Genomic DNA, 13,850 nt, shown 5'->3' on the forward strand with positions numbered 1-13,850 from the left:
AAAATGCTTACATAAAATCGTTTTTCAAATAAAACAATCGCGGTGTTTTATATACCATTCAATACTCCGATATGCTTAATGAAGATTAAGCCTATTTATATTATAAACAAATTTCAGACATTTGTTAAATGTTTAACTATAGTTTTTTTTTCTTATTTTTCCCCCCAATCGGCTTTTCTTTACAGATTTCTAGTAGTTTTACAGGCTTTATTTATATTCAATTATGTTTTTTTGAAAAAATACGATGCTGAAATTTTTTCGGTTCCGAAACGTTTTATTCTCTTATCAAACGAAAAAACCCCTTTTTTAAAGGGGTGCATTTTTTCGAGACTGTCTTGCCATGTATGCCTACGGAGTGAAATGCTGTACCGCCTGCATGACAAGATATGCGATGCCGGCGCCGATTAAAGGGCCGACCGCGACACCTTTAAATAAAGCGACGGCTAAAATCGTTCCGAACACAAGGGCGGTTGTAATATGCGGATCTTCCGCAAGCAATGTGATGCCGTTTTTGGCGATCAGCGCTACGAGGATGCCGGCGCCGAGGGCGATCCACGCATAATATGATTTCACCGCTTCACCGAGCTGCTTAAATCCGATCTCGCCTGTTGCAATCGGCACTAAAACGGCGATCGTAATCACCGTCACGCCCCAGTTGATTCCCTTGGATTGTATGGCGGGAAACAGCTTTTGGTCGAGGCCGACCAGCTTGATTAAAAGCAGGACGGATACGGCAATGATTAAAGACTGGTTTTTCGCAACTAAAGCGATCGCCAGCAAAAGTAGCAAAAATAAATTGGCTTGAGTAAACATCTGCTTTCATCTCCATTTTTTATTGACCTTTCTCATAATAACAAGACTCATGAATAAAATGAAATTAGGACACGCTTTCTGATCAGGAGGATTTTGACGTGAATCAATCCCATCTTGCAATTGCACTTCGGGCGGGCTCTGTGCTCATCCTCGCTGCGGCTATCGGAACGCTCGGCTACTACTCTTTCCCGTTAACCTATCCTTTTGTGATTGCCCTTATTCTCGCTGTCATCATCAATCCTTTTGTGGAATGGCTGGAAGAGCGGTCGGGCTTTCCGAGGGGTCTTAATGTCGCCATTGTACTGTCCGCTTTTTTGACAGCGGGGGCCGGTTTTTTAACATTGATCGTCGCCGAAATCGCCTCCGGTGCTGCTTATTTGGCCAAAATACTGCCCGCCCAGCTGAATCGGGCAGCTCTTTATGTCGAGCATTTTTTCACAAACAGAATCATGCCGCTGTACAATCAGCTTGCCGCATATTTTGACGGGCTCGAAGCCGGCCAGCAGGAATCCATCATCACGCAGATCGAACATTTGGGCAGTAAAATCGCTTCAAGCACCGCCTTATTCCTTTCTAAAATTCTTGAAACGGTGCCGCTTTTTTTCGCATTTCTGCCAAATACGGCAGCCGTGCTGATTTTTTCACTGCTGGCCACTTTTTTCATCAGCAAAGATCTTCATAAATTGAAAAAAGGAGCGCAGGCATTTTTACCAGAACGCCTGGTCTCGGGGGCAGCTGCGGTCTATGCTGAATTGAAAAAAGCACTAGCGGGATTTTTAAAGGCTCAGCTTGCACTCGTGACCATCACGATGGTTCTCGTGATGATCGGACTGTTCGTATTAAAGGTCAACCACGCGATCGCCATCGCCTTTTTGATCGCGATTGTCGATCTTCTCCCATATCTCGGGGCGGGGTCTGTGTTTGTCCCATGGATCGTCTATTTAGCGATAACCAAACAGCTGCCGCTTGCGATCGGCCTCGGGGTTTTGTACGTTGTGGTCCTGCTTTTCAGACAGCTTGCCGAACCAAAAATTTTGAGCAAATCGATCGGACTTCACCCTTTAAGCACGTTAATCGCCCTTTTTGCCGGGTTCAAGTTGTTTGGGTTTCTCGGACTGATCATGGGTCCCGCGCTTCTCGTCCTTATTCAAGCGCTCTTTACGACGGGGATTTTAAAAGATATATGGCTATTTATTATAAAAGGAGAGCAAAAATAAACGACAATCCGCATTACAGCAGGCTGCCGCACCAATAAAACTATTTGATGATTTTCACCCGCCTGCCTTCAGACATCCTTTTCAGCTTGCGGGACAAGAATGGCTTCAGACGGTTGCGTGAAGCCGGAAACAGAAGCAGCAATCCGATGATATCCGATAAAAACCCGGGCAAAAGAAGCAGCATGCCGCCAATGAAGATACAGAGCCCGTCTAAAATCGCATCTCCGGGCATCTTTCCGTATTGAAGATCCCGCTGCACCTTGTGGTATACCTCGATCCCTTGTTTTTTTGCGAGAGCTGCACCGAGAAAGCCCGTCAGGATGATCAGCAAAACGGTCGGAAGCACGCCGATCCAATTAGCCGACAATAAAAACAGACCGATTTCACTAGCGGGGAAGATGACGAGAAATAATAAGAAAAACTTCATTGCTTTCACCTCGTGTTCTTAGATAGAAGCGAACGGCCGCTCTTTTTTTGTGCGCGTTTTCATAGCTTGCAAAAAAAGAAGGGAAATGGATTCCCCTTCTTTTCCGGAAAATGACAAGATATTAAAGAACGCTTGCACGTCCTCTGTAAACTGCTCCTCTGGCTGAGTCGACCGTAATTTCTTCACCTTGTTTCAAGATGGAAGTGGCATTTTCGACACCGACAATAACAGGAATGCCGAGGCTTAAGCCTACAACAGCCGCATGGCTTGTTAAGCCGCCTTCTTCCGTGATCAAAGCACCCGCTTTTTCGATCGATGCGATCATATCGCGGTCCGTGCATTTTGTCACCAATACGGCGCCGTCTTTCATTTTTTCGCTCGCGTCTTTCGCGTTTTCGGCAATGACCACTTCTCCTATCGCCGATTTACGGCCAATTCCTTGTCCTTTTGCCACCACATCACCGACAACATATACCTTCATCAAGTTCGTTGTACCGGCTTCACCGACAGCACCGGCTGTAATCACAATCAAATCGCCATGGCGGACAAGGCCTGTATCAAGCGACTTTTGCACCGCATTTTCAAGCATCTCATCCGTAGAGCTGTGATTTTGGCCGCTCGTAGCGAAAACGCCGAAGACAAGAGACAGCTTTCTTGAAACGGAGTCATTGACAGTAACGGCAACGATCGGCGCCTGCGGGCGATATTTGGAGATCATTCTCGCTGTATGGCCGCTTTCTGTAGGCGCCACAATCGCCGAAACATCGAGATTAATCGCTGTGTGTGCAACGGACTGGCCGATTGCATCGGTAATCGACATACCGACTTGTTTGCTCCTTGCAGAAAGAATTTTTTTATGGTTGAGCGCTTCTTCTGAGCGGGATGCAATATTGTGCATCGTCTGCACGGCTTCTACCGGATAATTTCCGGCTGCCGTTTCACCTGAAAGCATGATCGCATCTGTGCCGTCAAAGATCGCATTTGCGACATCGCTCGCTTCAGCGCGCGTCGGACGCGGGTTGCGCTGCATGCTGTCCAGCATCTGTGTTGCCGTGATGACAGGCTTGCCGAGCGCATTACATTTTTTGATCAGCTCTTTTTGAACGAGCGGCACCTCTTCCGCCGGGATTTCAACGCCCAAATCGCCGCGGGCAACCATCAGGCCGTCAGACACTTCCAGAATGCGGTCGATATTATCGACGCCTTCCTGATTTTCGATTTTCGGGATAATTTGGATGTCTGTTGCGCGATGCTCTTCAAGCAATTCGCGGATTTCAAGAACATCTGACGGGCGGCGCACAAATGACGCAGCGATGAAATCGACGCCTTGTTCAATTCCGAAGACGATATCCTTCGCGTCCTTTTCCGTAATTCCCGGAAGGTTCACACTGACACCCGGCACATTGACGCCTTTTTTATTTTTGAGTGTTCCGCTGTTCATGACTTTCGTCAAAATTTCGCCATTATCTGCGTTCACTTCGATGACTTCAAGACCGATCAGGCCGTCGTCAAGTAAAATGGTTGAACCTGCTGACACATCATCAATCAAACCGTCATATGTAACAGAAATTTTTTCTGTCGTCCCAATGACTTCCTCCATTGAAACGATCAGCTGTGAACCGGCTTCCAGCTCAATTGCACCATTTTCCATCGTGTGCGTGCGGATTTCCGGCCCTTTTGTATCAAGAAGAATCCCTACATCTTTTCCGAGCTTGGCGGCCGCTTCGCGGATGTTTTTGATCCTTGCGCCGTGCTCTTCAAAATCTCCGTGGGAAAAGTTGAGACGCGCCACGTTCATTCCGGCTTCCATCAGCTGAGTGAGCTTTTCCACACTTTCGCTGGCCGGACCTATTGTACAAACGATTTTAGTCTTTCTCATATTGCTTCCTCCTCGGGTTTACACTAGATTGACAGTTCTTGAGACAGGCGGTACATGCTCTGGTCAACGGTATGTTTCTGATCAAGAATTTCAATGATATCATGATGAACAAGTTTATTATTTTGAATGCCTACACAGCGTCCGCCTTTTCCTTCAAGAAGCAGTTCAACCGCAAAGGCTCCCAGCCGGCTCGCCAATACGCGGTCAGCGGCCGTCGGTGATCCCCCGCGCTGAATGTGTCCAAGAACGGATACTCTAGTTTCGAGATTTGTGGCTTCTTCGATCCGTTTGCCGAATTCAACTCCGCTTCCGACACCTTCTGCAACGATGATGATGCTGTGTTTTTTGCCGCGCTCATGTCCTCTTTGCAGTCTGGCGAGGATCTCTTCCATATCGTAGTCGGCTTCAGGAATCAGAATCGATTCCGCTCCTCCGGCCAGACCTGACCATAGTGCGATATCTCCGGCATGGCGGCCCATTACTTCGATCACATATGTACGTTCATGAGATGTCGCCGTATCCCTGATTTTGTCAATGGCGTCAATCACGGTGTTTAAGGCCGTATCAAAGCCGATCGTCAAATCTGTTCCAGGAATGTCGTTGTCGATCGTTCCCGGTACGCCGACGCAAGGAAAACCGTGTTCTGTCAGCTTCTTGGCTCCCATATAAGAACCGTCTCCGCCGATGACAACTAATCCTTCTATCCCATATTTTTTCAGGTTCGCTATGCCTTTTTCCCGTCCTTCTACCGTTTTAAACTCTGGACATCTTGCTGTATAAAGCTTTGTTCCGCCGCGGTGGATGATATCTCCGACAGAACCGAGTTCTAGCTTTTCTATTTTGCCGTTGATTAAACCTGAATAACCATTATAAATTCCGTAAACTTCCACATTATGGTATATCGCTTTCCTGACAACCGCGCGAACAGCCGCGTTCATTCCAGGGGAATCCCCGCCGCTCGTCAATACTCCGATACGTTTCATCTTTTTCACCTCTAAAACTTATATAATTTACCTTAACACGTACATTGCCGCAAAAACAATGAAAAAGGGATGTAATTTTTCTGAAAATCCCTTATAAAACCTTAATCATTATACAATTAAACAAACAGTTTTTAAATAAATTTTAAACAAACTCTTTGAAAAATCGCGGCAAATGACACAATCCTTTCACTTTCTTCGCTCTCATAAAAAATAAACGTGAGCCAAAAGGCCTCACGTTTACTTATTTTACCCCAACATATTGGTTTTCAGTCGAGATTTTTCCAATTGATTTATATTTGTCATATCTTTGCTGGATTAACTCCGTTTGATCCAGTTTCAACAGGGACTTGAGCGCATCTTTCAGCACTTCATCAATATATCCGGCCTGCTTCTTCACATCGCGGTGTGCTCCGCCTCTTACTTCTTTTATAACATGATCGATAATATCTAATTCTTTCAGATCGGGAGCGGTGATTTTCATTGTTTCAGCCGCTTTTTTGGCGAGCCCTGAATCCTTCCAGAGAATCGCTGCCGCGCCTTCTGGAGAGATCACCGAATAAGTTGAGTTTTCCAGCATGAATAAGCGGTTTGCAACGCCGAGCGCAAGGGCTCCCCCGCTTCCTCCTTCGCCGATGACGATGGAGATGACGGGCACGGAGAGTCCTGCCATTTCAAAAAGGTTTTTCGCGATGGCCTCGCTTTGCCCTCTTTCTTCAGCCGCTTTTCCCGGATAAGCTCCTTTTGTATCGATAAAGCAAATGATCGGCCTGTTAAATTTATCAGCTTGATGCATCAGCCTCAGCGCTTTTCGGTATCCTTCCGGATGCGGCATCCCGAAATTGCGGCGGATGTTCTCTTTTGTATCCTTCCCCCGCTGTTGGCCGATGACGGTAACAGGAAGCCCCTTGAACTTGGCGATGCCGCCGACAATCGCTTCATCATCACCGAAATAACGATCCCCGTGGCATTCGAAAAAATCGGTAAAGAGATGTTCGATATAATCGAGCGTTGTCGGACGGTTCGGATGCCTTGCAATCTGGACTCTGTCCCAGGCTTTCAGGTTTGTATAGATATCTTCTTCAAGCCGTTCCAGACGCGCTTCAAGCTTTGTAATTTCAGCGCTTAAATCCATATCCGAATTCTGTGTAAACTTTTTCAGTTCGGCAATCTTATCGCGCAGTTCGATTACCGGCTTTTCAAATTCTAATTCTCCAGCCACTCGAGATCACCTCCAGTTTGGTGCATGCTTAAAATGCTGCCGAGCGTTTTTCTCATGTCGGCTCTGTGAACGACGGAGTCAAGCTGTCCGTGTTTCAGCAGGAATTCTGCCGTCTGAAAATCCTCGGGCAGTTCTTCACGGATCGTTTGTTCAATAATTCTTCTGCCTGCAAAGCCGATCAGGGCGCCTGGCTCGGCGAGATTGTAGTCTCCGAGGGACGCAAAGCTTGCGGACACCCCGCCTGTCGTCGGATGTGTCATCACCGAAATGATCAAGCCTTGTTCTTCGCTGAAGAGCTTCAGTGCGGAGCTTGTTTTCGCCATCTGCATCAAACTGAGAAGGCCTTCCTGCATTCTCGCTCCTCCGGAAGCTGTAAAAATGATGAAAGGAATTTTTTCTTCTCTCGCTTTTTCAATCGCCAGCGTAATTTTTTCACCGACAACAGATCCCATGCTTCCCATTCTGAAGCTTGAGTCCATTACTGCGACGACCGCCGGATGCCCGTCGATCATGCCTTTTCCGGTTACGACAGCCTCGTTTAAAGACGTCTTTTCCTTGTCTTTTTCAAGCTTCTCCAGGTAACCCGGGAATTCGAGCGGATTTTCCGAGACCATATCCTGATTAAATTCTTCAAAAGTCTGGTCGTCAACCAGGCTTTTTATACGCTGCTTCGCGTTCATTTGCAGATGATAGCCGCAGTTCATGCAGACCCTTAAGTTTTTATCGAGCTCTTTTGTGAGCATGATTTTTTTGCAGTTGGGGCATTTGGTCATAATCCCTTCCGGCACATCTTGCTTCGCCTTTTCCGCGGGAACGGAAGCGTATTTCTTTTTCTTTTTAGTGAATATATCTTTTAACAAAAGATTACCTCCCTTTTTGAAGGGTTCTTCATATATGCCTGTCCTGCTCATAGACTAGAACATCACTATACCGAAACTATTGTACTTTTTTTGTCAAACCGTGTCATCCTCAATTCGACATTTTTAATCGGCAAACGCGGAAATCAAGGTGAACGGGATCAGCGGGCGGCAATTTGATATATCAGCCTTGAGAGCGGATACAAAAGATTGAAAAAGCAGGCCGAAAAAAATTTCCCGGAAGCGTCTGACTCCCCTGGCGCATCTCCAATAAGAGGAAAAAACGCGCAGTTCATTTGAGAAACAGCGCGTGACAGCTCCCTGAAACAGGGCTGTCACGCGCTGATCAAAATGAGAAGTTTTAGTTTTCTTCGATCACTGCCAGTTTTCTTGTTTTTTCAGCGACTTCTTCAGGATCTACATCGATCCTCGCCACCCCTGTCTCCATCGCGGCTTTGGCAACAGCTTTGGCAACGGCCGGGGCGACCCTCGGATCAAATGGAGCCGGAATCACGTATTCAGGTTTTAGTTCTTCGTCGGAGACGAGCGATGCGATCGCTTCAACAGCGGCGATTTTCATCTCTTCGTTGATGTGGGTTGCGCGTACGTCAAGCGCTCCGCGGAAAATGCCCGGGAATGCGAGGACATTGTTCACCTGGTTAGGGAAATCTGAGCGGCCTGTGCCGACGACGCTTGCTCCGGCTTCATGCGCTTCGCTAGGCATAATTTCCGGATTTGGGTTGGCCATGGCGAAAATGATCGGCTGATCCGCCATGCTTTGAACCATTTCTTTTGTCAGGGCTCCTTCTACAGATACACCGATAAAAACATCCGCATCCTTGATCACGTCTTGAAGCGATCCTTCTATTCGGTTTTTATTTGTGTACTTGGCAACCTCGGCTTTTACAGCGTTCATGCCGTTCGGACGCCCTTCATAAATCGCGCCCTTTGTATCGCACATAATGATGTCGCGAACGCCAAAATGATAAAGCAGCTTGATAATGGCGATTCCGGCCGCACCGGCTCCGTTGGCCACAACTTTAACGGAGGACATCGATTTGCCTGACAGCTTAAGGGCATTGACAAGGCCTGCTACAGTAACGATTGCGGTACCGTGCTGATCATCGTGGAACACCGGAATTTTCGTTTCTTTTTTGAGGCGTTCTTCAATGACAAAGCAGTTCGGAGCCGCAATATCTTCCAGGTTGACACCGCCGAATGTCGGCTCAAGCAGCTTGACCGTTTCAACAATTTTATCCACATCCGATGTATTTAAACAAATCGGGAAAGCGTCCACACCAGCGAAGCTTTTGAAAAGCACCGCCTTTCCTTCCATGACGGGAAGGGCGGCTTCAGGGCCGATATTGCCGAGGCCGAGCACAGCCGTCCCGTCTGATACGACTGCTACCATGTTTCCCTTCATTGTATAATCATATACTTTGCTGTTGTCATCATAAATGGCTTTGCATGGCTCCGCTACACCGGGAGAATACGCAAGGCTTAAATCATCCGCATTTCGAACCTGCACTTTTGATTTTGATTCTAATTTACCTTGGTTTACTTTGTGCATATGCAGCGCTTTTTCTTTCAATGACATATTAACAAACACTCCTTCAAGGGAATTCTGTCTAAAATTTTGCTTCGGGTCCTGCTAAGATTCTTGTAAAACGAGCAATAGAATCTTAAAAATGATAACACAATTCCCGCATTTTTTTAATCGAATATGCTCATATCGGCTGCTATCTGAGCACAACATTTCTTTCGCCGACGACGCTTTTCAGCCTGTAAAGCACGGCGTGATCGGCCGTTATGCTGTACGCCTCGGGAAGCTTCATCGTTTGTTTTTTCTTTTCGTAGTAGATGCAGACCGGTGTACCGCCTTTGTGCTCAAGCAAAATGCTGCTGATTTTTTCAAGGATTTCTTGGTTATGCTGATTTTCCTCCACTTTGATATAAACGGAAGGCTGCCTTTTGGTGTGCAGCGATTCAAGCAGGGAAACTGAGGCGACAATCAGCTGGCGCTTTTCGTTTCTTGTCTCGATGCGCCCCTCCGCAAAAACCTGCGCCCCCTCTTCCAATATCGGCGAAAGCTGTCTGAACTGCTCTGGAAAAACGACCGCTTCCATTTCCCCGCTTTCATCGCTCAATTCAAGAAAAGCCATCGTCTGTCCCGTTTTTGTCCGGATCGTTTTCATTTTGGTTAAAAGCGCGCCGAGCGCGGCTTTTTTCTGATCTGAGGCGAGAAGCTGAATGATCGGATGCGCCCCCGCCTCAGCCAATCGCTCGCGATGAACGGAAAGCGGATGGTTTGAGAAGTAGATGCCGAGCGTTTCTTTTTCGCGGGCAAGCAGGTCGACGAGCGGCATTTCTTCCGCTTCTGCATATTTCGGCTTGATGGTCAAGCCTTCATCAAGGAAGAAGCCGAGCTGGTCATTGTCCCCGGCAAATAATTCAGCATGCTCCAATGCGATGTCTATCGAAGCCAGCAATGTGGCGCGGTTTTCGCCGAATTCATCCATTGCCCCGGCGAATATTAACGCTTCGATCGTTTTCCTGTTCACGCTTTTCACAGAGGTCCTGACGCAGAAATCGAACAGGTCGGAAAATGGCTTTTCCCTTCTCGCTCTGTAAATGTCTTTCACCGCGGAAATGCCGACGCCTTTCACTGCTCTCAGGCTATAGCGGAGCGCGCCGTTTTCAACAGTGAACGGGTAGCCGCTTTTGTTGATCGAAGGCCCCAAAACGTTCAACCCTTTGCCTTTTGCTTCATAGATGTACTGGGCAAGCTTCTCCTCATTGCCGATCGCGCTCGTCAAAAGCCCGCACATAAAATACAGGGGAAAATGAGCTTTTAAATAGGCGAGCTGATAGCCGATCATGCTGTAGGCAACCGCATGGCTGCGGTTAAAACCGTAATTGGCAAATTTCACAATCAGATCGTATACCTCATTTGCTGATTGAGCGGAATATCCTTTTTTCAAACACCCATTAATAAAATGATTTCTCTCTGTATCAAGGATTTCCTTGTTTTTTTTGCCGACGGCTCTTCTGAGAAGGTCGGCTTCCCCCAGTCTGAAGCCCGCCATTTTTGATGCAATCATCATGATCTGCTCCTGATAGACAATGACTCCGTACGTGTCTTTTAAAATGTCCTTCAGATCTTCGTGCGGGTAAAATACCGGAGATTGGCCGTGCTTTCTCTTGATGTACAGCGGAATATTTTCCATCGGTCCGGGGCGGTACAGGGCGTTGACGGCGACAATATCCTCAAGGCTAGTCGGCTTCAGCCTTTTTAAGACATTTCTCATGCCGGCTGATTCGAGCTGAAAAATACCCGTTGTATCCCCTGCCGACAACAGTTGAAACGTTTGCTCATCGCGATAGGAAATATCCGAGAGATCAATCTTGATCCGTTCCTTTTTTTCAATCAGCGCCTTGATCGACTCGATGAGCGTCAAGTTGCGCAGGCCGAGAAAATCCATTTTCAAAAGTCCCAAATCTTCCAGATAGCTCATGGAATACTGTGTTAAATATACGCCGTCATGGCCCTCCTGTATCGGTATTACATTGGTCAGGGGCTCTTCGCTTAAGACGACCCCTGCCGCGTGAATCGATGTATGGCGCGGCAAACCTTCGATTTTTTGGGCCGTTTTAAATATCTCCTGCAGCTTTTTTGATTCTTTGAGTCGTTTGCCGAGCTCTGAAGAATGTTCCAGGGCTTCTTTTAATGTGACTCCCGGCTTGGAAGGAATCAGCTTCGCCAGCTGATCGGCTTCCTTCGGGCTGATGCCCATCACCCGTCCGACGTCTCTTAGCGCCGCTTTGGCGGCCAGTGTTCCAAATGTAATAATCTGGGCAACATGCATGTCGCCGTATTTATTTTTGACGTACTGAATGACTTCATCCCTTCGCGTATCCGGAAAATCGATATCTATATCAGGCATGCTGATCCGCTCGGGATTTAAAAACCGCTCGAACAGCAGCTTATGTTTGATCGGGTCCACATCTGTGATAAACAGCGTATAGGCGACAAGAGAACCGGCCGCAGATCCGCGGCCCGGGCCTGTAAAAATTCCGTTTTCGTGCGCAAATTTCATAAAATCCCAAACGATTAAGAAATAGTCGCTGAAGGCCATGTCTCGAATAACGGCAAGCTCATATTCAAGCCGCTCGGCATATTCCTGTGAAGGCGGTTCGGCAAGCCGCTTCCTAAGCCCTTCAAAGCAAAGTTCGGCTAAGTAATCGTCGGGATTCTTCCCGTCCGGCGCCGGATATTTGGGCAGACGCGTCTGGCCGAGGCTCAAATCGACGCGGCATTGCCTTGCGATCTTGATCGTGTTCTCCAATGCGTCGGGCTGGTCCTGATAAATCTCCAGCATTTCAGCTGGCGGTTTTAAATCAAGATGCTGATCGTTCTTCCCCTCCAGGTTTTCTCCGAGTTTTTCCCCCGCTTTAATCGCTTTTAAGCACGTATAGGCTGTGACATCCTCTTTCTCGATGTACCTGACGTCTCCAGAGGCGGCGATCGGAATTCCCGTTTTTGCCGACAGCTCAAGAATGCGTTCAGAAAGGAACGGGTCTGCTTTGTACGGCTGATATGACAAATAAAAGCTGCCTTCGCCAAAGATGGACTGATAGCGGAGCGCGGCCTCTTCGGCCTCTTTTGTCAGACCCTCTTTTAAAAGGGTTTCAACATAGCTTGTCTCACCTGTTGTCAGCGCGATAATGCCTTCATGATAGCTTTTGAGCCATTTTTCCTTGATGCCTGTTTTTGATTTTGACTGTAAAACACTGCTGATTTTCAGCAGATTATTGTATCCGTTATTTGTTTTCGCTAACAGAACGAGCGGATATGAAAGCTGTTCTTTTTCATCTGTCAAAACGGCTGCGGTCAGCCCGATAATCGGCTTGATGCCGCGTTTTTTGCACGCTTTGTAAAACTCCACCGCTCCGTACATGACCTCATCATCCGTCAAGGCCAGTGCGCTGTAACCCAGCTCTTTCGCCTTGGCCGTGAGATCCTCTACAGATGCGGCGCTGTTTAACAAGCTGTAGCCGCTATGTACTTGCAGGTGAACAAAAGGCATTCTGTCACCCCTTCCTTTTTCGAGCCATCTCTTTTCATTATAAGATGTGAGTGAATGAGAAACAAATGTTCTTTCTTGTCTTTTCGATCATACTTGTCTCGCTTTGTCCATATCATGTTAAAAGGTGAGGTGATCGAAATGGACCCTGAACAGCCCTTTTTGCCAAACTTTATCAGTTCTTATTTTATTGCGCTCGGCGTTCTTCTCGGCGGTGCATTGATCGGCGGCATCGGCGCTTACCTGTCGGGGCAGCCGCCTTTGTCGATTATTACAAGTCTTGCCAACCGACTGAAGATCTGGGCACTGGTCGCCGCCATCGGCGGTACATTCGATGCCGTTTACAGCTTTGAAAGAGGCATCATTGAAGGCAATACAAGAGACATCGTAAAACAGCTTCTCCTGATCCTTTCGGCGATGGGAGGAGCGCAGACAGGGTTTTTGATCATCAATTGGCTCACACAGGAGCATATCTCCTCATGAGAATTCCTCCTTACTATAAAAAGCCGGGATGGCAGCGTTTTTTTGCCGGAATGATGTGCGGAGCCATCGTCAGCTGGCTCGTTTTTCTGTTTACGTACGGCACCTTTCAGGAAAAGCAGGTCGTGATGATTCGTGAGCAGAAGGAGCGCATCGAAGACTTGAATGACCAGATCACCATTTACCGGGAGGATCTCCATAAACTGAATGAAGACAATAAAAGAAGACTGTTGATTCAAAGCGTGGACGTCAAGCTGATCAACGGGAAACAATACAAGCTGTCACAGCCTGACATGATGAATTTTGAAGAGCACATTCGCGATGATATTTCAGATGTCATTACAAAGGATATCGAAAGTGTTTACCGGACAAAAGAGCTTTTAAAGCGCACGATTGAAAACAAGGAATATACGATTAACGATAAAACCTACAAAGCCAAAGTGACTGAATTGACGATCTATACGAGGCTTTCTGTGGAAATTAAAATATCTTTTTCAGAATGAAAATATGGATTTTTTTTAACTATTTAAAGACATTCGTCGCTTTTTTCCATATTTTATTTTAAACTGACAGTAAGCGATACGAAAGCTAAAAAAGGGAGGAAGGCAGAATGTACATTTACAGTTACCATCAGCTGGCAAGAGATAAAGTCAACCGGATCAAGCTCGGCTACTCGGCTTATGCGGAAACTGAAAGTCTCGCGTCCCTTATCAAAAAAGAACTGCAAGCGCAAAACATTCATGTCTACGAAGATGTGACAGATCTCGGTTCCTGGTTTATTCCCGAGTAAACCGGAGCGCATGCAGCCCGTGCCGTCCAGGCTTTCTTATCTGACGGCGTATCAATAACGCAAAAATTGCAAACGCATACAATCATACTGCAAAAAGAGGG

The 13,850-nt window shown here is 47.1% G+C and carries 12 protein-coding genes; 4 read left to right on the forward strand and 8 right to left on the reverse strand.

Going from position 1 to position 13,850, the window contains the following annotated elements; all coding sequences use genetic code 11:
- Positions 1 to 348 precede the first annotated feature (348 nt).
- On the reverse strand, positions 349 to 813 hold the full coding sequence (locus P3X63_RS15890) for a DUF441 domain-containing protein (RefSeq protein ID WP_026588229.1): 465 nt from the start codon (positions 811 to 813) through the stop codon (positions 349 to 351).
- 98 nt (positions 814 to 911) lie between these two features.
- Here P3X63_RS15890 and ytvI point away from each other — a divergent pair, with 98 nt between their 5' ends.
- Positions 912 to 2,030 (forward strand): sporulation integral membrane protein YtvI, encoded by a 1,119-nt coding sequence (ytvI, locus tag P3X63_RS15895; RefSeq protein ID WP_077736213.1) that lies wholly within the window; start codon positions 912 to 914, stop codon positions 2,028 to 2,030.
- A gap of 40 nt (positions 2,031 to 2,070) precedes the next feature.
- Here the strand turns inward: ytvI and P3X63_RS15900 are convergent, their stop codons facing one another.
- The 7 genes from P3X63_RS15900 to dnaE all read right to left on the reverse strand — a co-directional run bounded on the left by P3X63_RS15900 (position 2,071) and on the right by dnaE (position 12,482).
- Positions 2,071 to 2,457: an FxsA family protein gene (locus tag P3X63_RS15900; RefSeq protein ID WP_026588231.1), complete on the reverse strand. Its 387-nt coding sequence runs from the start codon at positions 2,455 to 2,457 to the stop codon at positions 2,071 to 2,073.
- A 121-nt stretch (positions 2,458 to 2,578) separates the two neighbouring features.
- Complete coding sequence (gene pyk / locus P3X63_RS15905) at positions 2,579 to 4,336, reverse strand: pyruvate kinase (RefSeq protein ID WP_026588232.1); 1,758 nt, start codon at positions 4,334 to 4,336, stop codon at positions 2,579 to 2,581.
- A 23-nt stretch (positions 4,337 to 4,359) separates the two neighbouring features.
- Positions 4,360 to 5,319 (reverse strand): 6-phosphofructokinase, encoded by a 960-nt coding sequence (gene pfkA / locus P3X63_RS15910; RefSeq protein WP_026588233.1) that lies wholly within the window; start codon positions 5,317 to 5,319, stop codon positions 4,360 to 4,362.
- 241 nt (positions 5,320 to 5,560) lie between these two features.
- Complete coding sequence (gene accA / locus P3X63_RS15915) at positions 5,561 to 6,538, reverse strand: acetyl-CoA carboxylase carboxyl transferase subunit alpha (protein WP_026588234.1); 978 nt, start codon at positions 6,536 to 6,538, stop codon at positions 5,561 to 5,563.
- Entirely contained in the window at positions 6,523 to 7,398 is an 876-nt protein-coding gene (gene accD, locus P3X63_RS15920) for an acetyl-CoA carboxylase, carboxyltransferase subunit beta (protein ID WP_026588235.1), read from the reverse strand. Before accD ends, accA begins: the two co-directional genes overlap by 16 nt.
- A gap of 358 nt (positions 7,399 to 7,756) precedes the next feature.
- Positions 7,757 to 8,992, reverse strand: coding sequence for an NADP-dependent malic enzyme (gene ystJ / locus P3X63_RS15925; RefSeq protein ID WP_026588236.1), 1,236 nt, complete (start codon positions 8,990 to 8,992; stop codon positions 7,757 to 7,759).
- 142 nt (positions 8,993 to 9,134) lie between these two features.
- Positions 9,135 to 12,482, reverse strand: coding sequence for a DNA polymerase III subunit alpha (gene dnaE / locus P3X63_RS15930; RefSeq protein WP_077736212.1), 3,348 nt, complete (start codon positions 12,480 to 12,482; stop codon positions 9,135 to 9,137).
- Between the two features lie 138 nt (positions 12,483 to 12,620).
- On the opposite strand from dnaE, the gene ytrH reads away from it, so the two are divergent.
- The 3 genes from ytrH to P3X63_RS15945 all read left to right on the forward strand — a co-directional run bounded on the left by ytrH (position 12,621) and on the right by P3X63_RS15945 (position 13,749).
- Complete coding sequence (gene ytrH / locus P3X63_RS15935; RefSeq protein ID WP_026588238.1) at positions 12,621 to 12,962, forward strand: sporulation membrane protein YtrH; 342 nt, start codon at positions 12,621 to 12,623, stop codon at positions 12,960 to 12,962.
- Positions 12,959 to 13,462, forward strand: coding sequence for a sporulation membrane protein YtrI (gene ytrI / locus P3X63_RS15940; RefSeq protein ID WP_026588239.1), 504 nt, complete (start codon positions 12,959 to 12,961; stop codon positions 13,460 to 13,462). Before ytrH ends, ytrI begins: the two co-directional genes overlap by 4 nt.
- A 107-nt stretch (positions 13,463 to 13,569) precedes the next feature.
- A complete protein-coding gene (locus P3X63_RS15945) occupies positions 13,570 to 13,749 on the forward strand; it encodes a YtzJ family protein (RefSeq protein WP_026588240.1) in 180 nt (59 codons plus the stop codon).
- The last annotated feature ends 101 nt before the right edge of the window (positions 13,750 to 13,850 follow it).

It is taken from the genome of Bacillus sp. HSf4, assembly GCF_029537375.1.
Classification (GTDB): Bacteria; Bacillota; Bacilli; order Bacillales; family Bacillaceae; genus Bacillus; species Bacillus sonorensis_A.